This is a genomic window from Acidovorax sp. 99 (genome assembly GCF_003096455.1).
GTDB lineage: Bacteria > Pseudomonadota > Gammaproteobacteria > Burkholderiales > Burkholderiaceae_C > Acidovorax > Acidovorax delafieldii.
Genome location: NZ_QEKU01000001.1, coordinates 3,172,915 through 3,195,771, shown reverse-complemented (window position 1 = coordinate 3,195,771; position 22,857 = coordinate 3,172,915). Strand labels below are relative to the sequence as shown.

Genomic DNA, 22,857 nt, shown 5'->3' with positions numbered 1-22,857 from the left:
AGCGGTATTCTTCGCACATCCTCGAAACAATACATTGCAATCTCGCAATGATGCATTTCGCGGAATGACGAAGGAATCGTATGAGTGCATCAAAAAGGGGCGTCACGCCCGAACAGCTGCAGCAAGCAGCAAAAGACCTCAACCTGACGGTTGCGGCAATTGCAGAGGGTTCCGGCCTGTCAAAGGCCTACATCAGCGAGTTTCGCAACGGGAAGCGAAACTTCAAACCCTCAGAGCAAGCCCTGCTCCGCAGCTACCTTGAAGCTGAATATGCAGAACAGGGCGAGGACTTCCCCGAAGAGCAAGAGGCCAGCGACCAAGAGCTGCTGAATGGTCTGGGAGGCATGGTCAAGCGCATCACCCGCCCTGCCATCCTGCTGTCTGAGGATGTGCCCGCCGCCCAGGTGGAAAAGCTCACCGATCTGATCGAGGCCAACCGCCTCAAGGTGGGCGACATCCTGAACACCGAGTTCGCCAAGGGGGGTTTTTTCGGTGGCGAATTCTCGGAAACCACCGAGAACGCGATCCGCGAAATCTTCGCGCTGCTGGCCTTGAACTACGTGGCCATCCTGATGCTGCAGGGCCGGAACATCGCCCGCAAGTTGCCCGAAGGTGCCCAGCCCAAGACCATGGGGGACTGGCTGTCGGGCTACCTGGCGGCATCGCCACTGGCCGATCTGCTGCCCGAGGCTGACCCTGCCGATGCCGAAGCGGAGGCAGCATGAACACCTTCACCACGCCTATCTCGATGGTGGCTGGCTCAGGCAAGGGCGCAGCCTTGGCCGCTGGCGTGATCGGGCTGCTTTTGATGCTGGCGCTTGCGTCCAAGAGCGATCCGACAGCACGCAATCAGACCACCGGACGGTGATTTTGATGCGGTCAGAACCGTCAAAACCCAGTTCTGATGCGGGTTTCGGGTCTGTTGCGTCTGCGGCGGTCGCGCAGACAGCAGCGGGCACCGACTGGCCTACGCGCAACGACTGCGACCGTCGCGCGCGCAGCAGCCAGGCGGCCCCCTTCAATGCCGAACAGGGTGCCTTCGCATTCCCCCGCCCTGCCCAGACGTGGCGCCACAAGGCGCCGACCGGGGCACCCGCTTGCACGCCAGTGCATGCGGGGGGGGAGGGAACCAGGTCCGCCAGGGCGGTGGATCAGGCAGACGGCGGCGGGTGGATCGCCAGGGCCACGCTACCCGATGGCCGGTGCAAGCGCTTCCGCCAGCTTCAGTGCTTCGACGGCTACGTGGCCGTTTGGCGCGCTGCCGGTTTTCTCCTGACCTGGCAGGACCCCCGCACGGTTTTCATCACGCGCGGTGGGCTGGACGCAGGTCCACAGCGCCCCGCAGCAGACCCGGCCGAGGTCACCCCATCAACACCACACACAGAGGCTCTGAATCATGGTCAAGCTCGATTTGGGCATTGCCAAGCTCGATTGGTACGTGCTTTCCAACCCCTCGGCCAACACCGGCCCTTTCTCGTTCTCCATCGATCACGAGGGCGTCTTCCTGTTCCTCAAGCCCGTGCAGCTCGCGCTGCTGTGGCCCTGGGTGAAGGTATGAGCCAGAAGCCCGCACAGCCCTCCTTCGCCTGGTGGACCACCCCCACCACCCGCGCGTTGCATCGCGCGCCCACACAGCCCGCCACGGGCCCATATCGCCGTCCCTTTTCTGGCGCAAAGACCACGCCTCAACGCCCTCTGGAGGCTCGCCGTGCAACAGCACAAATTCTCCCCTTCACGGGCAGTAACACCCCGTATGAGTCTCATGAGTGAGACAGCAGCCAGCGAAGCGCAGCAGCTCATGGGACTCGATACGGTACGGATCAAAAGCCCTTACATGGCGAAGAACATCGTGGACAAAGTGAAAGCCAAAGGCATCAACTATTGCCAGGTGCTCAACGAAACCGGGGAAATGCAGTGGGAGATGACTCGCACCAGTCTCCAAGGGTCATTTGACTCTCGGATCATGGTGAAGCCGATGTACAAGGATTTCAGCAAGTCCAAGAGCGGGCGAGTAGAGGAGCATCCCAGTCCACCTTATGTGATCGTTGAATGCTCGATTCCCAAGGCCATGCACGGCCAGAACGTCTATGGCGTGATCGAGGACATGCAGACGGCCTGCGAGAACGTGCGCACGCTGCTGCAGCAACTCATGGGCATCGAACTGCCCCACACCGGCAATTGGACCGTGCAGCGTGTGGACTGGGCCGAGTCCTTCCGGTTGCCCTACCAGGCCGTGCAGGAGTTCTTTGAGGGCATCTACCACGTGGCCTTTCCGCGCCGGAAGATGCAGAAGTACGGCAACGAATCGATCTTCGTGCCAGGCACCACCACCACGATCAAGATTTATCACAAGGGACCGGAGTTTCAGAAGAACGACAGCAAGCGCTTGGCCTGGGTGCTACGCAATCTCTTCTTTCAAAACAGGCCACTCAATTCACCGTCGGATTGGGCGCAAAGACAGGCTTATCGCAAGGTTGCGGCTATACAGCGCCTAGCAAACAACCGTCTGCGCGCCGAAGTGGAGATCCACGCGGAAAAGCTCGACTACGACTTCGGCCACAAACCCAAGGTCCGCGAGGTGACCACGGAATACCTGCAGGCCGTTTTCGACAAGGAAATGGCTCGCCTGCTGCGTGAGGGTCGAGAGGGTGTGAACGTAGTCCGTTCCAGCTTGGCTGTGCGTGATCGACTTGAAGCCCGTTTCTCGCCCGAGCTGGCAGGGCTGCTGCATGGCTTTTGGCTGGGAATGTCCGCCCATGGCGAAGACGACATGAAGAAGCGCAGCACCCGCGCCACGTTCTACCGCCGTCGCAAACTGCTTGTCGATGCTGGTGTGTCCTGGCTCGCCACCGACATGCAACTCATTGAGCGTCAGGGGCAAATGCTGCCCGCTGATTTCTCCCCCGTTCGTGCAAACGCCAGGCGCTGTACCAGCCTGGTGCGCGAAAGACCCGCCTTCGACTACCGAAGCGGACTACTCCAACTGGCCGCGTAAGGCCATCTTTCCAAAGGAAATCATCATGAGCGAAACCGTTCTCGTATTACGTGCCGACCGGTACGAATTCCCCAGTGAAAAAACCGGCGAAATCATCAAGGGCGCCAACGTCTATTTCATCAGCGACACCCAGGTCGAAACGCCCAACGCTGTAGGCGACAAGCCGATGAAGGTTGCCATCAGCGACGAGGTATTCAACGACATCAAGCACTACGGCGCCCCGGCCATCTACGACATCACGACCAAGACCAGGCCGGGAAAAGATGGCACAGCCACTGTGACGCTGGTGAAAGCCAAGTTCCAGCAGCCATTCAAGCTGCCCGAGTCGGAATAAAAAAAGCGCTCACGTGCAGCAACACATGAGCGCCCACCGAACCACAAAAACCACTCCGTGATCGGCCCTGACAGCTTACTGCATGTAGGCCGTCAGAGGCCACGAATCGAGGTTCTCCATGTTCTTTCACGCACCCCACAACATCTATGGGCCCCAGCTCTTGCGCATGTTCATTGACGAGCTGGGCGGCGTCAAACACGTCCACAAATACTTGGGCGTTACAGAGCGATCTGTCCTCCGGTGGCTCGATACCGGCCGCGTCCCTCGCGCAGCCGTTCTCGCCTTGTTTTGGGAGTCGAAGTGGGGACGCTCGCACATTTTTACGGACCAGGTGAATGAAATTCGCATGCTGTATCAGCAACTCTGCCTGGTACGCGAGCAGTACCAAAAGGCCAAGGACATCATCACGGGACTGCGCGCCATGCACGTGGGGTCGGCGAATGAGCCGGTGTTTGATGAGCTGCCGAATCTCTCCTTCGCGCTCAATGTCGCTTTCAACCTGGGCGATGGCCTGCCGATGCCGCTACCGCCCGCCCCATCCAATCCCGACACCACGACCGCGCCTGTGTCCTCACGTGCTGCCAAGGCAATGCACGCACTCGATCGCACCCGCGCAGCAGCTCGCCGGTGAAGGATTCAACGTGGACGCGCCACTCTTTCTCACGTCCGATGAGCTCAGTACGCTCACGGGGTTTAAGACCCCGAAGAAGCAGGTGGACTGGCTGCGCTCGAAGGGCTGGCGCTTCGAGGTCAACGGCAATCGCCGCGCCATCGTGGCACGCAAATACGCCGAAAAGATGCTTGGATGCGGTGCACCCGAGGCCCATACCTATCAGCCGAACTTCGGCGCAATGCAGGGGGCGTGATGGGGCGGCGTAGACAGTCCAACTTCGATGATCCCCCGCGCTTTCACCGCAAGGGCAACGTCTGGTATCACGTGAGCGGCACCCTGCCCCGCGTTTGGACCAAGCTATCCAACGACCGGGCCGAAGCCCTGCGCCTCTGGGCCCAGCGTGAAGGGGTGCGCGAGGATGAATCCACCCGGCTTTTCTCGGTGGTGGCCAGGCGGTACGTGCGGGAGGTGTTCCCCACCAAGAGCGCTCAGACCCGGCGCGACAACGACAAGGAACTCGCCAACCTGCTGCGCGTGTTCGGCCACATGCCCATCGAGGCCATCGCGCCCATGCACATCCGTCAATACATGGACCTGCGCGGCCAGGTGGCAAAGGTGCGCGCCAACCGCGAGAAGGCCCTGTTTTCGCACATCTTCAACAAGGCCAGGGAATGGGGCTTCACCACCGCGCAGAACCCCTGCCAGGGCGTGAAGGGCTTCAAAGAAACGGGGCGATCACGCTATGTCACCGACGAGGAATTCGACCGCGTGCGGGCCAACGCACATTGCACTGTGGTGGATGCCATGGACATTGCCCTGCTCACCGGTCAGCGGCCCGCCGATGTGCTCAAGATCAAGCGCACCGACATTCGGGATGGGGCCCTATGGATTGTGCAGAACAAGACCGGGGCACGCCTGGGCATCGAGATAACCGGCGAGCTGGCGGCGGTCATCGACAGGATCAACCAACGGCCCAGGAAGGCCATCAGCGCGTTTCTGATTCAGGACGAGAACGGCCAGCCACTCAGCCAGGGGGCGCTACGCTCACGCTTTGACAAGGCCCGCACGCTGGCGAAGGTGGATTTTCAGTTTCGGGACATTCGGGCGAAGGCTGCGACCGATACGGGGGACTTGGCGCACTCGCAAAAGCTGCTGGCGCACAAGAACCGAGGTATGACCGAGCACTACGTCAAGGCGCGAACCGGGGAGCGAGTAATGCCCTTGCGGTAGCAGCGACAGTTAAGAATTCCTCAAGTCGCCACGGACAGCTTCATCTTTGACTTTGTCCCACTCTCTCTTAAGCATGACCTGAGTGGCTGATATGAGCGCTTTGCGTGTACCTTGGAACTCGTCCCCAGGCCCGTAAGTCCAACTTGGAAAACGGTCCAGCAAACCGGTGATTTGAAGGTCCAGAGGATCACTCGGATTCATCATCAGCCGCAGTTCATCTTGCAACTGGAACATCTGCTTCTGTCTCTCAAGCTCCATGTTTGAGCCTGACCTCATCCACTCATCGGACAAGGCACAGAGTTCGGAAACGATGCCCCTGACCTTGGATATCCACTTCACCCGCTCATTGGTGACTGTATTTACGAACGCCGCTCGCTTACCCGCGCGCAGGTTGAAATACAGGTTAAACAACCCAAGGAGCAACGTAACAACCACCCCGGCACCGAGAACAATGTCCTTTATCTCGATCACTGGTGGAGGTGCAGTCATTTTTGTAGAACAACCTCTGCTTTTGTAGAAACGCAACGCGGCATCTTTTGACGCCAACACTGCGGAATACTGGTAGGGCGTGTTGGACTTGAACCAACGACCAAAGGATTATGAGTCCTCTGCTCTAACCAACTGAGCTAACGCCCCCAAGCCATGCTCCAGCGCTATACAACGGGGCAAGCGCCGTATTGTAGGGGCTTACTTGCGGTGGCTGAGCGCGTTGGACACCAGCTTGGAGGTGATGTCCACAATCTGGATCATGCGGTCGTATGGCATGCGCGTAGGACCAATCACGCCCAAAGTCCCCACCACCTTGCCATCAACCTCATAGGGGGAGCTGACGATCGAAAGCTCTTCAAAGGGCACAACCTGGCTCTCGCCACCGATGTAGATGCGCACCCCTTCCGCTTGGCTGGAGATGTCCAGAAGGCGAAGGATTTGTGTCTTCTGCTCAAACAAGTCAAATGCCCTGCGCAGGTTGCCCATGTCGCTGGAGAAATCACTGACGGACAGCAGGTTGCGCTCTCCAGAAATCACCACCTCGTCCTGCGCCTCGGACAGTGCCTCAGAGCCTACGTTGACTGCCGCCTGCATAAGCGATGCGATCTCTCCGCGCAATACATCGACCTCGGACTTCAAACGTTCTCGCACCTGCTCCATTGCGAGTCCGGCGTAGTGGGCATTCAGGAAGTTGGAGGCCTCTACCAGTTGCGACTGGGAGTGATCCACCTCGGTGAAGATCACGCGATTCTGTACGTCACCTTCCGGCGACACGATGATCACGAGGAAGCGCTTTTCGGAGAGTCGAAGAAACTCTATGTGGCGAAATACCGAGGTACGCCGAGGTGCCATCACCACTCCAACGAACTGGGAGAGGTTGGACAACAGCTGTGCGGCGTTGGCGATGACTTTTTGCGGCTGTTCAGGTGCCAGCTGGGGCGGCATGACAGACTCCCGCTGCACCGTGAGCATCGTGTCCACAAACAATCGGTATCCACGCGCTGTGGGAATACGGCCAGCGGAGGTATGGGGACTCGCAATCAGCCCCAGCTCTTCCAGGTCCGCCATCACGTTTCGTATCGTGGCAGGCGACAAATCCAACCCGGACGCGCGCGAAAGGGTACGCGACCCTACGGGCTGCCCATCAGCGATGTAACGCTCGACCAGGGCTTTGAGCAACAACTTGGCACGGTCATCGAGCATGGAATGATTTTAATGATGTAATTTCGCGATGACGTCCAATTTCCGCCATGTCGCACTTATAGGCAAGTACCAGACTTCAGCTGCAGGCGCCCCCGGTGATGGCTCTCGCCGGGCTTTGGAGGATATTGCGCATTTCTTGGAGCGCCAGGGATGTGAGGTGGTGCTGGAAGCGGAGACCGCCAGCAATACCGGATTGACACACTACCCTTCCTTGAATGTAGACCAGATCGGTGCACGGTGCGATTTGGGGCTGGTGGTGGGGGGGGATGGAACGATGCTCGGCATTGGCCGACGCTTGGCGCGTTTCGGAACGCCGCTGATCGGCATCAATCAGGGCCGGCTCGGATTCATCACTGACATTCCCTTCGACACCTATCAGACCACATTGCCACCGATGCTGCGAGGTGCATACGAAGAAGACCAGCGGCCTTTAATGCACGCAACAGTCGTTCGCGATGAACGTGTGGTGTTCGAAGCCTTGGCCATGAACGATGTGGTGGTCAACCGTGGCGCGACATCGGGCATGGTGGAATTGCGTGTCGAAGTTGGTGGGCAGTTTGTAGCCAATCAAAGGGCCGACGGCCTCATCATCGCCTCCCCCACCGGATCGACCGCATATTCGTTGTCTGCGGGCGGCCCCATGCTTCACCCATCCATCCCGGGCTGGGTGCTGGTTCCTATAGCGCCACATACGCTGTCCAATCGCCCTATCGTGCTCTCCGATGCGACTGAGGTGGCTGTCGAAGTAGTGAGCGGGCGCGATGTCAGCGCGAACTTTGACATGCAGTCCCTTGCGTCTTTGCTGCATGGCGACCGCATCCTCGTCAAACGCTCTGAGCACCGCGTGCGATTTCTACACCCTCAAGGCTGGAACTACTTCGCGACTTTGCGCAAGAAGCTGCGCTGGAACGAAGGGGGCTCATGACCATGGCACTGCGGCGGATAACCCTGCGGGATTTTGTGATCGTTCAAACGCTGGAACTTGACTTGCGCAGCGGCTTTACCGTGTTGACTGGTGAAACCGGGGCGGGCAAGTCCATCTTGATTGACGCATTGCAACTGGCACTGGGAGCACGCGCGGATGCCGGGGTAGTACGGGAAGGATGCAGCAAAACCGACATTTGCGCGGAATTCGACTGCCCTGCCCATGCCCGCCCATGGCTGGAAGAAGCCGGGTTTGAAACCGATGACTGGCTGCTACTGCGCCGTACCGTCGACAAACAGGGCAAGAGCCGCGGTTGGATCAATGGGACACCAGCGACAGCTTCGCAGCTACGTGCCTTGGGCGAGATGCTTCTCGACATCCATGGTCAGCACGCATGGCAAAGCCTGACCCGCCCAGAGTCGGTGCGCGGCTTGCTGGACGCTTTTGCCGGTGTGAATACCCGCGATACAGCATCGCGTTGGACGCAATGGCGCGCTGACCTCAAGGCATTGCAGCAGGCACGCGCAGCACAGGCAACGCTTCAGCAAGAGCGCGAGCGCCTGCAGTGGCAAATCAGCGAAGTGGACAAACTCGCGCCAAGTGACCTGGAGTGGGAGGATCTTGACGCTCAACACAAGCGCCTATCGCACGCGCAGGCTTTGCTGGATGGGGCCCATGGAGCGCTTCAAGCTTTGCAAGAAGACGACGCGGGAGCCGTTTCCGCACTGACCCACGCACATTCGCTGCTTCAGGCGCAAGAACACATTGAGCCAGAGTTCGCCAATCTGGCCGATATCCTGGCGTCGAGTCTGGCGCAGACGACAGACGTGGTGCATTCTCTGCACACCTATTTACGCCATGCGGACATTGACCCCCAACGTTTGGCAGAACTGGACGAACGCATGTCCTTGTGGATGGGACTGGCTCGCAGGTACAAACGCCCTCCGGCGGAACTGCCCGCTCTGCTCAAGGACTGGAAAGCATCCATGCGCCAGCTTGATGCCGCCACCGATCTGGAAAAGCTGCAAGCCAACGAATCCGCCAGCGCCAAGGCGTACCATGCGGCGGCGCGCGCACTGTCTCTGGCTCGCGCCAAAGCAGCACCAAAGCTCTCCGTGTCCATCTCTCAGGCCATGCAAGGTCTCGGGATGGAGGGCGGCAAATTCGAGGTGTCAGTGACAAAGGCGTCGGAGCCCTCTCCAGACGGGATCGATGATGTCGTGTTTTTGGTGGCAGGACACCCCGGCATGACCCCCAAGGCGGTCGGCAAAGTCGCCTCCGGCGGGGAGTTGTCCCGCATTTCGCTGGCTATCGCAGTCACAACCAGTGAATTGGGCTCAGCCCCCACACTCATTTTTGACGAGGTGGACTCCGGCGTGGGTGGCGCAGTCGCCGAAACCGTGGGACGTTTGATGCAGCAGCTGGGACGCGACCGCCAAGTGCTGGCAGTAACTCACCTGCCCCAAGTAGCCGCATGTGCGCATCACCACCTCAAGGTGGAAAAAAATAAAAGCGCTCAAGGCACAACCAGCACCGTGCTGGTCGTGCAGCAAGACGAGCGTGTGGCAGAAATCGCCCGCATGCTGGGTGGGGAGCGCGCTACCGAAACCACGCTGGCGCACGCGCGTGAAATGCTGGGCACTGCGACACCGGAGTTGGTCGCGGCGCCTACCCCGCCCGCTCCCTCCTCTAACGCCGCTAGGAAACGCTGATGGCCCTTGAAATTGTTGTCATCACGGGCATGTCGGGATCTGGAAAATCCGTCGCCTTGCACGCACTGGAAGATGCTGGCTACTACTGCGTAGACAACCTGCCGCCGGAGCTACTGCCAGCCTTCGTAGCGCTCGAACACAAACACCATGGCAACCGCGTAGCCATTGCAGTGGATGTCCGCAGCGCAACGTCCTTACACCAAGTGCCTCAAGAGTTGAGCCGTTTGCGCAGTCAGGGCGTGGCCGTGAAATCCCTTTTTCTGGATGCCACGATTGATACCCTGGTGCGGCGTTTCTCCGAGACGCGCCGCCGCCATCCCCTGTCGCACGACGACCTCCAGCAAGGACGCAGGGCATTAGTTCAGATCATTGAGCTGGAGCGGGAGTTGCTGGCTGAACTGCGCGAACAGTCACACGTGATCGACACCAGCACCATCCGCGCCTCCCAGTTGCAAAGTTATGTCAAAGGCCTGATGTCCACAGCGCAAGGGCAATTGACCTTGGTTTTCCAGTCATTTGCTTTCAAACGCGGGATTCCCATGGATGCCGACTACGTCTTCGACGTCCGCATGCTGCCCAACCCACACTATGAGATCGCGCTCCGGGACCTCACAGGACTGGACCAGCCGGTGGCTGACTTTCTGGACCTGCAACCCGAGGTAGACCTGATGCGGGCCCACATTGAAAAATTTCTAGCGCACTGGCTGGACATGCTGGATCGCAATCACCGAAGCTACGTCACTGTAGCCATCGGCTGCACCGGCGGACAACACCGCTCTGTCTATCTGGTGGAGAAACTGGCGCAAGCGTTCAGCGACCGATGGACTGCATTGAAGCGGCATCGTGAACTGGATGGGCGCTGACCATTGCCTTCACAAGTGAGCTCTTGGAGCCAAACCCCTTGGGAACAAGTTGTAGAGCTTGGCGCCAACGAAACGAGACGAGCCCCCCGCGACTGAGAGCGCGCTCCCGTTTGAATTCACCATAGCGAAGATTGCGTAGTGTCCAGCAACTTACGAATGGGCGCCGGCAACCCCACCAAGGACCACTGATCTGGCCCCAGCCACTCTCCGCCCTCCACGGTAGGCACCATTCCGTCGGTCTGTATCACCAAGGGGTGAAGATGCAAGTCCCGGTGCGTGAGGACATGCACAAATGGCTGCAACTCTTGCTGCGCATACTGCCCATCGCTACCCAAAGCACTCACAAAAATATCCCGCGACTCCAGGTCAGCAAACACGGGCACGCAGTGCATTCCCGCCCAGATCCCAGTGGGTGGGCGGCGTTGCAGCCAGATGCGCCCCTCGCCATCGCGCAGGATCACCAATTGCCAGGATTCAGCCCGGCGTGACAGTTTGCGGGTTCTGACGGGATAGCGTTCAGCCCCCCCCTCCTTGAAAGCTGCGCAATCGCCCATCAAAGGGCAATCGGAGCATTTTGGAGAGCGGGGTGTGCAAAGGGACGCCCCCAGGTCCATCAGGCCCTGGGTGTAACGAGGCATCGCCACATCAAGATCGCGCACTGGCAACAGCGCATCGGCATGCTCCCATAGAAGGCGTTCGTTTTTGGCAGAAGCCAGATCTTGGCCAAAGCCCAGCAGGCGCGTGAGCACCCGCCGCACGTTGGCATCCAGAATGGGCACGCGCTCTGAAAAACAAAACGCGGCAATAGCGCCTGCGGTTGAACGCCCAATGCCCGGCAAAGACGCCAATAGCGACGCCTTTCGCGGGAAGGCGCCACCATGGTCGGTCATGATCTGCTGAGCGCAGCGATGGAGATTGCGTGCACGACTGTAGTAGCCCAAACCACTCCACAAGCCCAGGACCTCATCTTGAGGGGCTGCCGCCAGGGCGCTCACATCAGGAAATCGGCCCAGAAAGCGGGCGTAGTAGTCCAGCACAGTGGTGACCTGGGTCTGCTGCAACATGATCTCCGACAACCAAACCCGGTATGGATCGCGGGTCTGTTGCCAGGGCAGATGGTTGCGCCCATGTACAGCTTGCCAAGCGACTACCCGCGCGGCCACACCCTCCAGGGATTCAGCACTCATGCGGCAACCGGATGCGCGTCAGTCAATGCCGGTGCAGCCCCTGGCAGAGCCACCAACTTGGAAGTCAGCTCATGCAACTTGTTCTCTAACTGGCCGAGTTCCTCCTCGCCAGCCTCGATCTCCGAGATGCGCTCCACCAAGCCGCTGGCAGCCTGTTGTATGCGGTCTACGGCCTCCATGCGGCGAGTAAAGCTGCGACGCCGTTCTCGCAGCTGTGCGTCCAATTGCGCAGTGGCTGATTTGCTCCACAGTTCCAGGTCGTTGGCGGCCGACTCATAGACGGTACGCAAACGCATCGCCAAAGCGCGCACCAGACGCTCGGCAAACTCGGGTTGCGCCAGCTTGAGCGCATTGCCCATGCCCAGGTACTGCAAATGGCTCTGCTCGATCTGGTGCAGGTCTTGCGCAAAGTGTTCAAGCTGCGGCGGCGTGGGCACCTGCAAAGAAAAACCGAACTCTGCATTGAGCTGCCTGAAGGTGCCGCTGAGCATGGCCTGAATCTCGGTACCAGAGGCTTGCGCCTTGTCCAAGGTGCCGCGCAGTTTGTCAAAGGTCTGGACGTATATTTTCTTCACGCCCAGCTTGAGCCCCTTTTGCTGCAATGTCTGGGCCAGCTCAGCCAGCTCTGCTTTGAGCGCCTTGGCGCCCAACTGCTGAAAAACGTCACGCAGCAACTTGAGGTGAACCGCACGCACCGCCTGGATCTTGGCAGTGCTGAGATCAAACTCACGCTGCTCCTGCTCAATGCGATGGCGCATGGATTCGATCACCGATGCGTTCTTACCCCGCAGACTGCGCAACTCGGCCATTTGGTCATCGAGGTCGCGGCGTCGGATATTGATGACCCGCGACGTTTCTGTACGCAGGCTCGCCACCCCCGCTGCTACCGCGGCGCGCAGTATGGACTGCCGTCTGCCCATGATACCTTTGGCAAGGGCCTCTTCCAACGCTGGCAGTCCACTGGTTTCCAGCAGAACGTCGTCCGCAGTGATCTTGGCCACCAGGCCTTTTTGCGCAGACACAGGCACCACACGGTCTAGAGACACGCCGAGCATCTCAGCCGAGGTCGCGCACTGCCGCTCCATCTGCGCCTGGACCTGCTCGGCGCTGTTGAGCGTATCCCAAAGGGTGTCGATCTTGTTCAGCACCACCAAACGCGCTTCCATGCTCTCGGGAGAGATGGCCAGGTGCTCGCGCCAGATCGACAGGTCCGAGCGCGTCACGCCGGTGTCGGCACTCAGGATGAACACCACTGCATGCGCCTGGGGGATGAGGTTGACCGTCAGCTCGGGCTCTGCACCCACTGCGTTCAGGCCAGGCGTATCCAGAATCACCAAACCCTGCTTCAAGAGCGGATGGGGAATATTGATGATGGCGTGGCGCCACATGGGCACCTCTACCAAGCCCTGCGCGTCCGGCACAGGGTTTTCATCTGTCAGATCGTCATGCCAGAAACCCAGCGCACGCGCATTGTCCAGACTGACCTTGCGAACCTCGGCCACTTTTTCCAGTGCTTTGGCAATCTGGTCAGCGTTGCCAACATCCAGCGGGATCTCCTGCCAACGGTCGGTTTTGACCCGCCACTCCGCCAGGCTCTGCATCTGAAGTCGAGTCTCAATGGGCAATAGCCGCAAGCTGGGTGCAACATTGGCGTCATACCCCAGTTCGGTGGGACACATGGTCGTGCGGCCCGCACTGGCAGGCATGATGCGGCGACCATAGTCAGCAAAAAAGATCGCGTTAATCAGTTCGGATTTTCCACGCGAAAACTCCGCCACAAACGCCACCATGACCTTGTCGCTGCGTACCTGCTCTTCCAGCCGCTGCAGGCGCTCTTGCACTGCTGCATCCATCAGGTCGTGCGTGGCCATCCAATCGGCCAGCCGCTTGAGCTGCTGGGCGAACTCCCGTCGCCAGACGCCATGCTGGTCAAACTGTTCGTTGAATGAAGGTCCCACTTTGCTCCCAGAGATCTATGGATGGCCCGCGAGGCAGGTATACACAAAATATAGCATCGACCGTCCGCCAGCTGTCACAAACCGTCCATCGGCGGCAGCATCTATGGGCGCTGGCACTGGCGGCAGAAGTAAGTGCTTCTCTGTCCCTGGCGAATCAGCTCGATGGCGGTACCGCACACATGGCAAGGCTGACCATCGCGGCCATACACGTTCGCGGCCGTCTGAAAGTGGCCAGCCATTCCTTCGGCATTCGAAAAATCGCGCAGCGTGCTACCTCCCATCTCCACAGCGCGGGCCAGCACCGAGCGAATGGCCTGATGCAGCTTATGTACTCGTGCCGGACCAATGCGTGATGCAACGGTAGTAGGACGGATGCCAGACAAAAAAAGCACCTCAGAGGCGTAGATATTCCCGACCCCCACGACCACGCGCCCCGCCAGAAGCAACTGTTTGATAGGCATCCGGCTTTTCTTGAGTCCTGCCTGAAAAGTCGGAAGTAGAAACTCTTCAGACAAGGGCTCCATACCTAAGCCGCCCAGCAATTTGGCGGCTGCCGGCGAGTTCTCTGATGGCGCATAGACCACCGCGCCAAATCGGCGTGGGTCATGCAGGCGCAGCGTGCCCCGGTCGGTGACAAGGTCAAAGTGGTCATGCACCCCCGCTTCTGGCATGTCTGCAGCAAAACGCAGGCTTCCCGACATCCCCAAATGCAGAAGCAGAACGCCTTGGTTCATATCGAGCAACAGATACTTGCCCCGCCGGCGCAATCCGACCACTTGTTGGCCTCCCAGCAACTGCGGGTCACAACCCAGAGGCCACCGCAGGGGCTTGCCCATCATCACAGCCTCGATCCGGGCTCCAGCGATCGCGGTAGCAAAACTGCGCCGCGTCACTTCCACTTCAGGCAACTCAGGCATACAAACAACCGGGCAACGGCTTAACAGGCATGGATTATTATGGCCCGATGGTGTTATCCCACAGCTTTCGTACCGTCGCCTTGGTCACCGTGATTGCGGCGTCCGCCCACTCAGCTTGGGCCCAAAAGCCCGCCGGCGAAAACCGCCCCCCGAGCGAGCCCCCTGCGGTAGAGTCCAACCCCGCGTTGGACGCAGAGCTGTTCTACGAAATCTTTCTGGGCGAGATCAGTGCACGAACCGGGGACCCAGGCGCAGGCTACGCGTTCATGCTGGAGGCTGCGCGCCGAAGCGCTGACGGGCAGCTCTACCAAAGGGCTGCAGACATTGCATTGCAATCACGATCAGGCGAATACGCCCTGGCCGCAGCCCGAGCCTGGAAGGAAGCCCTGCCCCAGTCGCGCGAGGCCAATCAATATGTGCTGCAGATCCTGATCGCATTGAACCGCATCGCAGAAACACCGGACTTGCTGCGCCAGGAACTGGCACAAGCCTCTCCTAGGACCAAGGCGTCAACGCTGGCATCTTTGCCACAACTGTATGGACGCGCGAGTGACAAAGCGCTGGCCGCCAAGGTGGTGGAACAGGCCCTGGTCAATGAACTCACCAATCCCGCCACCGGGCCCGAGGCCTGGGTGTCGCTGGGCCGCTTAAGACTTGCAGCGGGCGACAAGGCCGGTGCGCTCGACGCAGCACGCAGGGCCCAGGGCCTGGACAATGCCAGCGAAAGCGCGGCCCGGCTGGCGCTGGAGCTGATGGACGAAGGCCTGCTGGACGCAGAGCCCATCGTGACGCAAACGCTGTCCAGGCAACCCATTCCGGACCTGCGCATGGCGTATGCCAGGGTATTGCTGGGCCTTCAGCGCTACCCCGAGGCTAGTCGCCAGCTGGAGACGGTCACCAAGGAAAAGCCTGACCTGGCAGAGGCATGGTTGGTGGCCGCCACCTTGCAGTACCAGGACAACCGCCTGCCTGCCGCAGAGGCATCGCTGCAACGGTTCATGGAACTGGCATCTGCAGCTGGTGACACCGACCTGCGGCAAAAGAGCCTCACGCAAGCGTACCTGCTGCACGCGCAGATTGCCGAGAAAAAGAAAGACTTTGCAGGCGCAGAAGCCTGGCTCGCACGGATCGACAACGCAGAGGAAGTCTTTGGTGCGCAGACGCGCCGCGCATCCTTGCTGGCACGCCAGGGCAAGCTCACCCAGGCGCGGGCCTTGTTGCGCAACCTGCCAGGCAATTCAGCAGACAGCCAACGCATGAAGCTGATGGCCGAAGTGCAGCTGTTACGCGACCAGCGCCTGTACCAGGAAGCCTACAAGGTACAAGTCGAACTGGTGGCCCTGGCGCCGGACGACGCCGAGCTGGTCTACGACCAGGCCATGCTGGCCGAAAAGGCGGGCCAGCCAGACACGATGGAGAAGCTGTTGCGTCAGGTGATCGCACGCCAGCCAGAGTACCACCACGCCTACAACGCCCTTGGCTATTCGCTCGCAGACCGCGGAGTGCGGCTGGCCGAGGCCAAACAGCTCATCTTGAAGGCATTGGAATTCGCCCCCAACGATCCCTTCATCATGGACAGCCTTGGCTGGGTGGAGTTTCGCCTGGGCAACAAGGCAGACGCCCGCAAACACCTTGAAGTAGCCTTCAAGGCACGGCCCGATGTGGAGATTGCTGCACATCTGGGCGAGGTGCTCTGGAGCATGGGCGACAGGGACGGTGCGGCACGCGTCTGGAAAGAAGGTCAGCGTGCCAGCCCTGACAACGACACCCTCAAAGAGACCCTGAAACGCCTCGGGGCCTCCCTCTGATGCAAGGCCTTTTCAGCGCCACTTCAAACAGTCGGCTACGGACTCTTCCTCACCGGTGGGCATGGTGGCTGGTGTTGTGGGCGCTGTGGCTCACAGGTTGTGCGCAGCCAATGGCCAAAGCCCCCCTGGCTGAAGACAGCTGGAGTGGGCGCATTGCCCTGCAGATCGACGGGCAGGCCTCGCAGTCTTTTTCCGCCATGTTCGAGCTGCGCGGCACCGCCCAGGCGGGTGGACTCGTTTTGCTCAGCCCCTTTGGCAATCGCATTGCGCAACTCGACTGGAAAGATGGTCACGCGCAGCTGCTTAGCGGTCAGGACACCCGTACCTCTGATTCCCTGGACACGCTGCTCCAGGACGTGACCGGCACTCGCATTCCCGTGACCGCCTTGTTCAGCTGGCTCAAGGGCACCCAGGCCAGTGCGACGGGGTGGCAAGCAGACCTTACCGGCATTGCAGACGGGCGGCTGACGGCACGCCGCAGCGACCCGCAGCCTACCGCCACGCTGCGCATTGCGCTGACTCCCTGACGGCCTGCAAACTGCTGCGGCCAGCAGAGCCGTTCGCACAGCAAAACCTCGCTCCCCACTCTTTCGCCCCATGCAAGCCTTGTATGACGTGCCAGCCCCGGCCAAGCTCAATCTTTTTTTGCACATCACCGGACGGCGTGCTGACGGCTATCACCTGCTGCAGTCCGTGTTCATGCTTGTGGACTGGTGCGACACCCTGCACTTCCAACGCCGCACGGATGGATTGATTTCGCGGGAAGACCTGTCCACAGCGCTGCCCGAAGTGGACCTCTCGGTCCGCGCTGCACATGCACTGCAGGCTGCAACGGGCTGCAGCGAGGGGGCTCACATTGGCGTTCTGAAACGCGTGCCTGCGCAGGCAGGCATGGGAGGCGGCTCTTCGGATGCTGCCACCACGCTGCTGGCTTTGAACCGGCTGTGGGGGCTGAACCTGCCAAGACACGCATTGGCAAAGATCGGTTTGCAGCTGGGCGCTGACGTCCCGTTTTTTTTATGCGGTCACAACGCTTGGGTGGAGGGAATTGGTGAGACAATCACGCCGCTTGAGAAAGTGCACCAGCTACCGCAAGCGAGCTTTGTGATCGTGAAGCCCGCAGCAGGTTTGGAGACAAAAGAAATTTTTTCGTCACCAAGTTTGAAACGCGATTCAGATAGTGCTACAATCTTAGGCTTTGCTGCAGCACACTTTGACTTCGGTCGAAACGACTTGCAGCCAGTTGCTCAGGCTCTTTGCCCCGATGTTTTACAAGCCATTGAATGGCTCAAAGATCGCGGCCTCAAAGGCAGAATGACAGGCTCAGGCAGTGCGGTGTTTGCGCATATGTCACACGCAGTTGACTTGAGCGGAGCCCCCGAGGGCTGGCAAGTGAAGGCATGTGAAAATCTGATGGTTCATCCTCTGGCAGGTTGGGCATCAGGAGAAATTTAAGGTTGGTTGCCCTCGGCAATTGACCTGTGTAGGGGAGTCGCCAAGCTGGTTAAGGCACCGGATTTTGATTCCGGCATGCGAAGGTTCGAATCCTTCTTCCCCTGCCAAACGCTTTCCGCGTACGGGCTTTTATTTCAGACTGCTGGGACGCTCATGCAAGCCAACCACCCCGACTTCATGGTTTTCACCGGCAATGCCAATCCTGGCATGGCAGCTGAAATTGCCCAACACCTCGGCACCACCCTCGGTGCGGCTGACGTGGGTCGCTTCTCTGACGGTGAAGTCACCGTCGAAATCAAGCAAAACGTGCGTGCACGTGACGTTTTCGTGGTGCAGTCCACCTGCGCACCCACCAACGAAAACCTCATGGAACTGCTGATCATGGTCGATGCGCTCAAGCGTGCATCGGCTGAACGTATCAGCGCTGTGATTCCTTATTTCGGTTACGCCCGCCAGGACCGCCGCCCCCGCTCGACCCGTGTGCCCATCACGGCCAAGGTGGTGGCCAACATGCTGCAAGCCGTGGGCGTGGCCCGCGTGCTGACCATGGACCTGCACGCCGACCAGATCCAGGGTTTCTTTGACATCCCCGTGGACAACATCTACGCGTCGCCAGTGCTGCTGGGTGATCTGCGCCAGAAGAACTACGAAGACCTGATCGTCGTTTCCCCCGACGTGGGTGGCGTGGTGCGAGCCCGTGCACTAGCCAAGCAGCTGGGTTGTGACCTGGCCATCATCGACAAGCGCCGCCCCAAGGCCAACGTGTCGGAAGTCATGCACGTGATCGGCGAAATCGAAGGCCGCAACTGCGTGATCATGGACGACATGATCGACACCGCCGGCACGCTGGTGAAGGCTGCCGAAGTGCTCAAGGAGCGCGGTGCCAAGAAGGTGTACGCCTACTGCACGCACCCCATTTTCTCGGGTCCTGCCATCGAACGCATCGCCAAGGGCACAGCCCTCGATGAAGTCGTGGTGACCAACACCATCCCGCTGAGCGACAACGCCAAGGGATGTTCCAAGATTCGCCAACTCTCCGTGGCCCCGCTGATCGCCGAAACGATCCAGCGCATTGCCAAGGGTGAGTCGGTCATGAGTCTGTTCTCGGACCAGGACAACCTGTTCTGACACGCTCCCCCGGGAGCGTTGCAGTCGGATTGCACGCAGGCCTCCTTCGGGAGGCTTGTCTGTTCGAGAGCAATGCGCAGGCCTGCCGCCATGAAGGCGTCACAGGTCTTTTTTAATCGGGGTACGACTGGTCGCGGTCCACCCTTTTCAGGAGCTAACTATGAACTTCGTCGCTTTTGAGCGCGCCAAGCAGGGTACGGGTGCGAGCCGCCGTCTGCGTAATTCGGGCAAGACGCCTGGCATCGTGTACGGTGGTGCTACCGAGCCACAACTGATCGAGGTGGACCACAACGCACTGTGGCACGCCCTCAAGAAGGAAGCGTTCCACTCCAGCGTGCTGGACATGGAAGTGGCTGGCGCCACGTCCAAGGTTGTGCTGCGTGACGTGCAATACCACCCCTACAAGCAACTGGTGCTGCACATCGACTTCCAGCGCGTGGACGACAAGACCAAGCTGCACCTGAAGGTGCCACTGCACTACAGCGGTGCAGAAGAGTCCAACGCCGTCAAGGTGGACAAGTGCATGGTCAACCCGATCGTGAACGAACTGGACGTGACCTGCATGCCTTCGGACCTGCCCGAATTCATCGCTGTGGACCTGTCCAAGCTGGAAAAGGGTGCTTCCCTGCACCTGAAGGACATCAAGCTGCCCAAGGGCGTGGTGGCCAAGGTCCGTGGTGGCCAGAACAACAACCCCGTGCTGGTGTCCGTGGTGCCTCCAGTCGTGGTCGTCGAGACCCCTGCTGAAGCCGCTCCTGCTGCCGATGCCAAGGGCAAGGGCAAGGGCAAGAAGTAATTCGCCGGTTAACGACCTCAATCACTTCACCCGGTCAACCTGCTTTGCGGTGTTGACCACGAAACGGCCCACCTTGCGTGGGCCGTTTTCATTGGTGTGGCGCACTTTGCACGCCGCACCTCTCTCTCGCCGACTGCATCCTCAGGCAGCGGCAGCAATGCTGTCGGCCTTTCTCCACCCCCAGCCACCGATAATCCCGCACATGATCAAGCTGTTTGTAGGCCTGGGAAACCCCGGGCCAGACTACGAGGACACGCGGCACAACGCCGGCTTCTGGTGGATTGATGCCCTGGCGCGCGAACTCAAGACCACGCTGGTGCCCGAGCGCAGTTACCACGGCCTGGTGGCACGCACCACGGTGCACGGCCAGAACGTGTGGCTGCTGGAGCCGCAGACCTTCATGAACCTCTCGGGCAAGTCGGTGGCCTCGCTGGCGCGCTTTTTCAAGATCCTGCCCGAGGAAATCCTGGTGGTGCACGACGAACTGGACATTGCACCGGGCCAGGTCAAGCTCAAGCGCGGCGGCAGCCATGCCGGGCACAACGGCCTGCGTGACATCCACGGACAGCTGGGCTCGCCCGACTACTGGCGCCTGCGCATCGGCATCGGCCATCCGGGCGTCAAAAGCGAAGTCGCCAACTGGGTGCTCAAGAAACCGTCGCCAGACCAGCGCACGCTGATCGAGGACAGCATCGCCCACTCGCTCAAGGCCTACCTCGCTCTGTTGGCGGGGGACATGGAAAAAGCCACGCTGCTCATCCACACCACCAAACCGCCGCGCCCCAAGCCCCCTCGGCCTGTGGAGGACTGAAGAGCCACCAGTCCATCCAGCCGTTGTGCTGTGGATATCGCTATTTATTCAATAGCACCCAAGGCATGACCCACTAGCGCAAGCGGTCGGTTTGGCTCAAATTACGTCGGCGTGGACGCCTGCAGCCGCTGGAACTTCTGCCACAGGGTTTCGCGGCTTTCCACGTGCTGCGGGTTCACTGGAATGCAGGCCACAGGGCAGACCTGCACACACTGGGGCTCGTCGAAATGCCCTACACATTCTGTGCACTTATTCGGGTCGATTTCGTAGATCTCCTGCCCCAGGTAGATCGCCTGGTTGGGGCACTCGGGCTCGCACACATCGCAGTTGATGCACTCGTCCGTGATCATCAGCGCCATACAGCCTCCCAGTGCACGGGGCCAAAAACAGGGGCAACGGAGCGAGCGGCGCAGTTCATGCTCCGTATTATCCCGCGCCGGTGGCATGTGCCTTGCGTGCCACACTGCGACCCACCACCGCTGACGGGGACGTTTTTACCGTTATGCTGTGTATACACATTAATTTTGACGCCCCTGCGTCTGACCCACCTGCCAACGCACCCCACCCATGGGCCTGTTTTTTCTCAAGCGGTTTGTCACCCTCCTGGCCACGTTGATTGGCGCCTCCATCGTCGTGTTCCTGGTGCTGGAAATCCTGCCGGGCAATGCCGCGCAGATTCTGATGGGTCCCGATGCCTCTCCCGATGCGGTGGCGGCTCTGGCCACCAAGCTGGGTCTGGACCAGCCCGCCAGCCTGCGCTACTGGCAATGGGTGAGCGGCCTGGTGGTGGGCAACATGGGCGACAGCTACGCCTACAGCTCGCCCGTACTCGACCTGGTGCTGGAGCGCCTGGCGCTTACCGTGCCGTTGGCCCTGATGGCCATGGTGATCACCACGGTGCTGGCATTGGCCGCCGGTGTGTACGCCGCGGCGCGCCACAACAAGCTGGGTGACGTGGGCGTGATGGGCCTGGCGCAGATCGGCATTGCCATCCCCAACTTCTGGTTCGCCATCCTGCTGATCCTGCTGTTCTCGGTGAAGCTGCAGTGGTTCTCGGCCGGTGGCTTTCCGGGCTGGACTGAAGACGCTGGCGGCAGCCCGCTAGAAGCCCTCAAAGCCCTGCTGCTGCCCGCCATTGCGCTGGCCGTAGTGCAGGCAGCCATCCTGGCGCGCATCACCCGCTCGGCCGTGCTGGAGGTGCTGCGTGAAGACTTTGTACGCACCGCCCGCGCCAAGGGCCTCACGCAGCGCGCTGCACTGTGGGGCCATGCGCTGCGCAACGCCATGATCCCGGTGGTCACCGTGATGGGGCTGCAGTTTGCCAACCTGCTGGCGGGCACCATCGTGGTCGAGAACGTGTTCTATCTGCCCGGCCTCGGGCGCCTGATCTTCCAGTCCATCTCCAACCGCGACCTGATCGTGGTGCGCAATTGCGTGATGCTGCTCGCCGCCATGGTGGTGATCGTGAACTTCGTCGTGGACATCCTCTATGCCGTGATCGACCCCCGCGTGAAGGCTTCCGACATCTGATCCCCATGAGCGCCGCTGTATCCCCCCCCTCCTCTTCCACGCCCTCCGCCCCCGGCTGGCTGCACCGCGCGCTGCGCCACCGCAGTTTTGTCATCGGCGCCGTGTTGTCGGCGCTGCTGATCCTTGCTGCGCTGCTCTCCTTTGTCTGGACGCCTTGGTCGCCCTACGAGATGGACTTGGCCAACAAGCTGGCGAGTCCCTCCGGTACCCACTGGCTGGGCACGGATGCCTTTGGCCGTGATGTGGCCTCGCTGCTGCTGGTGGGCGCCCGCAACTCCATCCTGGTGGGGGTGATCGCGGTGGGCATCGGCCTCACCATCGGCACGGCCCTGGGCCTGCTGGCCGCCGCCAAGCGCGGCTGGGTGGAAGAGCTGATCATGCGGCTGGCGGACTTCACGTTTGCCTTCCCAGCCATCCTCTCAGCCATCATGATGACGGCGGTGTTTGGTGCAGGCATTGTGAATTCCATCATCGCCATCGGCATCTTCAACATCCCGACGTTTGCACGCGTCACGCGCGCATCGGCCAACGCCGTGTGGTCGCGCGAATACATCCTGGCCTCACGTGCCTGCGGCAAAGGCAGCTGGCGCATCACGCTGGAACACGTGCTGCCCAACATCCTGTCGGTGCTCATCGTGCAGGCCACCATCCAGTTCGCCATCGCCATCCTGGCCGAGGCCGCCCTGTCGTACCTGGGCCTGGGCACCCAGCCGCCCCAGCCTTCCTGGGGCCGCATGCTGAGCGAGGCACAGACGTTGATGTTCCAGGCCCCGCTGCTGGCGGTGTGGCCCGGCATGGCGATTGCGCTGGCGGTGCTGGGGCTGAATCTGCTGGGCGACGGGCTGCGCGATTTGCTCGACCCCCGCCTCTCCCGCAAACGCTGACAGCTCCGCACCGAAGACC

At 60.4% G+C, this 22,857-nt stretch carries 25 protein-coding genes and 2 tRNA genes; 20 read left to right on the top strand and 7 right to left on the bottom strand.

All coding sequences use genetic code 11. The features are described from left to right. The first annotated feature begins 80 nt into the window (after positions 1-80). The 8 genes from C8C95_RS14925 (at position 81) to C8C95_RS23855 (ending at position 5,172) form a co-directional block, all read left to right on the top strand. The gene (locus C8C95_RS14925) at positions 81-725 is read left to right on the top strand and encodes a helix-turn-helix transcriptional regulator (protein WP_116749085.1); all 645 of its coding nucleotides are present in this window, start codon (positions 81-83) and stop codon (positions 723-725) included. Then, positions 722-868, top strand: a complete 147-nt coding sequence (locus tag C8C95_RS23715) for a hypothetical protein (RefSeq protein ID WP_158274175.1) — start codon at positions 722-724, stop codon at positions 866-868. The genes C8C95_RS14925 and C8C95_RS23715 overlap by 4 nt, the downstream gene beginning before the upstream one ends. A 528-nt stretch (positions 869-1,396) precedes the next feature. After that, a complete protein-coding gene (locus C8C95_RS23710; RefSeq protein WP_158236081.1) occupies positions 1,397-1,558 on the top strand; it encodes a hypothetical protein in 162 nt (53 codons plus the stop codon). 204 nt (positions 1,559-1,762) lie between these two features. Next, a complete protein-coding gene (locus tag C8C95_RS14920) occupies positions 1,763-2,995 on the top strand; it encodes a phage/plasmid replication protein, II/X family (protein WP_165836545.1) in 1,233 nt (410 codons plus the stop codon). Positions 2,996-3,020: 25 nt separating this feature from the next. Next, positions 3,021-3,329, top strand: a complete 309-nt coding sequence (locus tag C8C95_RS14915) for a hypothetical protein (protein ID WP_116749083.1) — start codon at positions 3,021-3,023, stop codon at positions 3,327-3,329. Between the two features lie 118 nt (positions 3,330-3,447). Then, positions 3,448-3,960, top strand: coding sequence for a hypothetical protein (locus C8C95_RS23705; RefSeq protein ID WP_165836544.1), 513 nt, complete (start codon positions 3,448-3,450; stop codon positions 3,958-3,960). A 10-nt stretch (positions 3,961-3,970) separates the two neighbouring features. Beyond that, positions 3,971-4,195 (top strand): DUF4224 domain-containing protein, encoded by a 225-nt coding sequence (locus C8C95_RS23700; RefSeq protein ID WP_165836543.1) that lies wholly within the window; start codon positions 3,971-3,973, stop codon positions 4,193-4,195. Then, positions 4,195-5,172 (top strand): tyrosine-type recombinase/integrase, encoded by a 978-nt coding sequence (locus C8C95_RS23855; protein WP_116749081.1) that lies wholly within the window; start codon positions 4,195-4,197, stop codon positions 5,170-5,172. The genes C8C95_RS23700 and C8C95_RS23855 overlap by 1 nt, the downstream gene beginning before the upstream one ends. 9 nt (positions 5,173-5,181) lie before the next feature. On the opposite strand, the gene C8C95_RS14900 is transcribed toward C8C95_RS23855, so the two are convergent. The 3 genes from C8C95_RS14900 to hrcA form a co-directional block, all read right to left on the bottom strand. Further along, entirely contained in the window at positions 5,182-5,661 is a 480-nt protein-coding gene (locus C8C95_RS14900; protein ID WP_133246239.1) for a hypothetical protein, read from the bottom strand. A gap of 70 nt (positions 5,662-5,731) precedes the next feature. Further along, positions 5,732-5,808, bottom strand: a tRNA-Ile gene (locus C8C95_RS14895). A 51-nt stretch (positions 5,809-5,859) separates the two neighbouring features. After that, complete coding sequence (gene hrcA, locus C8C95_RS14890) at positions 5,860-6,864, bottom strand: heat-inducible transcriptional repressor HrcA (RefSeq protein WP_056060538.1); 1,005 nt, start codon at positions 6,862-6,864, stop codon at positions 5,860-5,862. A 28-nt stretch (positions 6,865-6,892) separates the two neighbouring features. Between hrcA and C8C95_RS14885 the strand changes: the two genes are divergently transcribed. Genes C8C95_RS14885 through rapZ form a run of 3 tightly spaced genes read left to right on the top strand, consistent with a single transcriptional unit; the run spans position 6,893 to position 10,364 of the window. Continuing rightward, the gene (locus tag C8C95_RS14885) at positions 6,893-7,789 is read left to right on the top strand and encodes an NAD kinase (protein ID WP_056060503.1); all 897 of its coding nucleotides are present in this window, start codon (positions 6,893-6,895) and stop codon (positions 7,787-7,789) included. Positions 7,790-7,791: 2 nt separating this feature from the next. Next, a complete protein-coding gene (gene recN / locus C8C95_RS14880; RefSeq protein WP_116750296.1) occupies positions 7,792-9,501 on the top strand; it encodes a DNA repair protein RecN in 1,710 nt (569 codons plus the stop codon). Beyond that, positions 9,501-10,364 (top strand): RNase adapter RapZ, encoded by an 864-nt coding sequence (gene rapZ / locus C8C95_RS14875; protein WP_056060499.1) that lies wholly within the window; start codon positions 9,501-9,503, stop codon positions 10,362-10,364. The genes recN and rapZ overlap by 1 nt, the downstream gene beginning before the upstream one ends. A gap of 116 nt (positions 10,365-10,480) precedes the next feature. Here the strand turns inward: rapZ and mutY are convergent, their stop codons facing one another. The 3 genes from mutY to mutM all read right to left on the bottom strand — a co-directional run bounded on the left by mutY (position 10,481) and on the right by mutM (position 14,426). Beyond that, positions 10,481-11,551, bottom strand: a complete 1,071-nt coding sequence (mutY, locus tag C8C95_RS14870; RefSeq protein WP_116749079.1) for an A/G-specific adenine glycosylase — start codon at positions 11,549-11,551, stop codon at positions 10,481-10,483. Further along, complete coding sequence (locus C8C95_RS14865; protein ID WP_116749078.1) at positions 11,548-13,509, bottom strand: dynamin family protein; 1,962 nt, start codon at positions 13,507-13,509, stop codon at positions 11,548-11,550. Before C8C95_RS14865 ends, mutY begins: the two co-directional genes overlap by 4 nt. A gap of 101 nt (positions 13,510-13,610) precedes the next feature. Continuing rightward, positions 13,611-14,426, bottom strand: a complete 816-nt coding sequence (gene mutM / locus C8C95_RS14860) for a bifunctional DNA-formamidopyrimidine glycosylase/DNA-(apurinic or apyrimidinic site) lyase (protein ID WP_116749077.1) — start codon at positions 14,424-14,426, stop codon at positions 13,611-13,613. A 29-nt stretch (positions 14,427-14,455) separates the two neighbouring features. Here mutM and C8C95_RS14855 point away from each other — a divergent pair, with 29 nt between their 5' ends. The 7 genes from C8C95_RS14855 (at position 14,456) to pth (ending at position 20,424) form a co-directional block, all read left to right on the top strand. Then, on the top strand, positions 14,456-16,234 hold the full coding sequence (locus tag C8C95_RS14855; protein ID WP_116749076.1) for a tetratricopeptide repeat protein: 1,779 nt from the start codon (positions 14,456-14,458) through the stop codon (positions 16,232-16,234). A gap of 110 nt (positions 16,235-16,344) precedes the next feature. Continuing rightward, on the top strand, positions 16,345-16,761 hold the full coding sequence (locus tag C8C95_RS14850; RefSeq protein ID WP_243415697.1) for a lipoprotein insertase outer membrane protein LolB: 417 nt from the start codon (positions 16,345-16,347) through the stop codon (positions 16,759-16,761). A 70-nt stretch (positions 16,762-16,831) separates the two neighbouring features. Continuing rightward, positions 16,832-17,689 (top strand): 4-(cytidine 5'-diphospho)-2-C-methyl-D-erythritol kinase, encoded by an 858-nt coding sequence (gene ispE / locus C8C95_RS14845; protein ID WP_116749075.1) that lies wholly within the window; start codon positions 16,832-16,834, stop codon positions 17,687-17,689. A gap of 30 nt (positions 17,690-17,719) precedes the next feature. Next, positions 17,720-17,796: transfer RNA gene (locus tag C8C95_RS14840), tRNA-Gln, on the top strand. Positions 17,797-17,842: 46 nt separating this feature from the next. Continuing rightward, on the top strand, positions 17,843-18,817 hold the full coding sequence (locus C8C95_RS14835; RefSeq protein ID WP_116749074.1) for a ribose-phosphate pyrophosphokinase: 975 nt from the start codon (positions 17,843-17,845) through the stop codon (positions 18,815-18,817). A gap of 160 nt (positions 18,818-18,977) precedes the next feature. Beyond that, positions 18,978-19,613, top strand: a complete 636-nt coding sequence (locus tag C8C95_RS14830; protein ID WP_056060476.1) for a 50S ribosomal protein L25/general stress protein Ctc — start codon at positions 18,978-18,980, stop codon at positions 19,611-19,613. Positions 19,614-19,815: 202 nt separating this feature from the next. Next, positions 19,816-20,424 (top strand): aminoacyl-tRNA hydrolase, encoded by a 609-nt coding sequence (pth, locus tag C8C95_RS14825; RefSeq protein ID WP_116749073.1) that lies wholly within the window; start codon positions 19,816-19,818, stop codon positions 20,422-20,424. Between the two features lie 101 nt (positions 20,425-20,525). On the opposite strand, the gene C8C95_RS14820 is transcribed toward pth, so the two are convergent. Further along, positions 20,526-20,783, bottom strand: coding sequence for a YfhL family 4Fe-4S dicluster ferredoxin (locus C8C95_RS14820; protein WP_056060470.1), 258 nt, complete (start codon positions 20,781-20,783; stop codon positions 20,526-20,528). A 208-nt stretch (positions 20,784-20,991) separates the two neighbouring features. Here C8C95_RS14820 and C8C95_RS14815 point away from each other — a divergent pair, with 208 nt between their 5' ends. Beyond that, complete coding sequence (locus tag C8C95_RS14815; protein ID WP_116749072.1) at positions 20,992-21,954, top strand: ABC transporter permease; 963 nt, start codon at positions 20,992-20,994, stop codon at positions 21,952-21,954. 5 nt (positions 21,955-21,959) lie between these two features. Further along, the gene (locus C8C95_RS14810) at positions 21,960-22,838 is read left to right on the top strand and encodes an ABC transporter permease (RefSeq protein WP_056060465.1); all 879 of its coding nucleotides are present in this window, start codon (positions 21,960-21,962) and stop codon (positions 22,836-22,838) included. Positions 22,839-22,857: the final 19 nt, after the last annotated feature.

What these genes read in the sequence shown, in the direction of transcription:
- C8C95_RS14835 (WP_116749074.1), top strand. Translation starts at nt 17,843, where the DNA reads ATGCAAGCCAACCACCCCGACTTCATGGTTTTCACCGGCAATGCCAAT.
- recN (WP_116750296.1), top strand. Translation starts at nt 7,792, where the DNA reads ATGGCACTGCGGCGGATAACCCTGCGGGATTTTGTGATCGTTCAAACG.
- C8C95_RS23715 (WP_158274175.1), top strand. Translation starts at nt 722, where the DNA reads ATGAACACCTTCACCACGCCTATCTCGATGGTGGCTGGCTCAGGCAAG.
- C8C95_RS14920 (WP_165836545.1), top strand. Translation starts at nt 1,763, where the DNA reads ATGAGTGAGACAGCAGCCAGCGAAGCGCAGCAGCTCATGGGACTCGAT.
- rapZ (WP_056060499.1), top strand. Translation starts at nt 9,501, where the DNA reads ATGGCCCTTGAAATTGTTGTCATCACGGGCATGTCGGGATCTGGAAAA.
- C8C95_RS23705 (WP_165836544.1), top strand. Translation starts at nt 3,448, where the DNA reads ATGTTCTTTCACGCACCCCACAACATCTATGGGCCCCAGCTCTTGCGC.
- ispE (WP_116749075.1), top strand. Translation starts at nt 16,832, where the DNA reads ATGCAAGCCTTGTATGACGTGCCAGCCCCGGCCAAGCTCAATCTTTTT.
- pth (WP_116749073.1), top strand. Translation starts at nt 19,816, where the DNA reads ATGATCAAGCTGTTTGTAGGCCTGGGAAACCCCGGGCCAGACTACGAG.
- C8C95_RS14810 (WP_056060465.1), top strand. Translation starts at nt 21,960, where the DNA reads ATGAGCGCCGCTGTATCCCCCCCCTCCTCTTCCACGCCCTCCGCCCCC.
- C8C95_RS14815 (WP_116749072.1), top strand. Translation starts at nt 20,992, where the DNA reads ATGGGCCTGTTTTTTCTCAAGCGGTTTGTCACCCTCCTGGCCACGTTG.
- C8C95_RS23855 (WP_116749081.1), top strand. Translation starts at nt 4,195, where the DNA reads ATGGGGCGGCGTAGACAGTCCAACTTCGATGATCCCCCGCGCTTTCAC.
- C8C95_RS14885 (WP_056060503.1), top strand. Translation starts at nt 6,893, where the DNA reads ATGACGTCCAATTTCCGCCATGTCGCACTTATAGGCAAGTACCAGACT.
- C8C95_RS14850 (WP_243415697.1), top strand. Translation starts at nt 16,345, where the DNA reads ATGGCCAAAGCCCCCCTGGCTGAAGACAGCTGGAGTGGGCGCATTGCC.
- C8C95_RS14855 (WP_116749076.1), top strand. Translation starts at nt 14,456, where the DNA reads ATGGATTATTATGGCCCGATGGTGTTATCCCACAGCTTTCGTACCGTC.
- hrcA (WP_056060538.1), bottom strand. Translation starts at nt 6,864, where the DNA reads ATGCTCGATGACCGTGCCAAGTTGTTGCTCAAAGCCCTGGTCGAGCGT.
- mutM (WP_116749077.1), bottom strand. Translation starts at nt 14,426, where the DNA reads ATGCCTGAGTTGCCTGAAGTGGAAGTGACGCGGCGCAGTTTTGCTACC.
- C8C95_RS14820 (WP_056060470.1), bottom strand. Translation starts at nt 20,783, where the DNA reads ATGGCGCTGATGATCACGGACGAGTGCATCAACTGCGATGTGTGCGAG.
- C8C95_RS14925 (WP_116749085.1), top strand. Translation starts at nt 81, where the DNA reads ATGAGTGCATCAAAAAGGGGCGTCACGCCCGAACAGCTGCAGCAAGCA.
- C8C95_RS14830 (WP_056060476.1), top strand. Translation starts at nt 18,978, where the DNA reads ATGAACTTCGTCGCTTTTGAGCGCGCCAAGCAGGGTACGGGTGCGAGC.
- C8C95_RS23710 (WP_158236081.1), top strand. Translation starts at nt 1,397, where the DNA reads ATGGTCAAGCTCGATTTGGGCATTGCCAAGCTCGATTGGTACGTGCTT.
- C8C95_RS14915 (WP_116749083.1), top strand. Translation starts at nt 3,021, where the DNA reads ATGAGCGAAACCGTTCTCGTATTACGTGCCGACCGGTACGAATTCCCC.
- mutY (WP_116749079.1), bottom strand. Translation starts at nt 11,551, where the DNA reads ATGAGTGCTGAATCCCTGGAGGGTGTGGCCGCGCGGGTAGTCGCTTGG.
- C8C95_RS14900 (WP_133246239.1), bottom strand. Translation starts at nt 5,661, where the DNA reads ATGACTGCACCTCCACCAGTGATCGAGATAAAGGACATTGTTCTCGGT.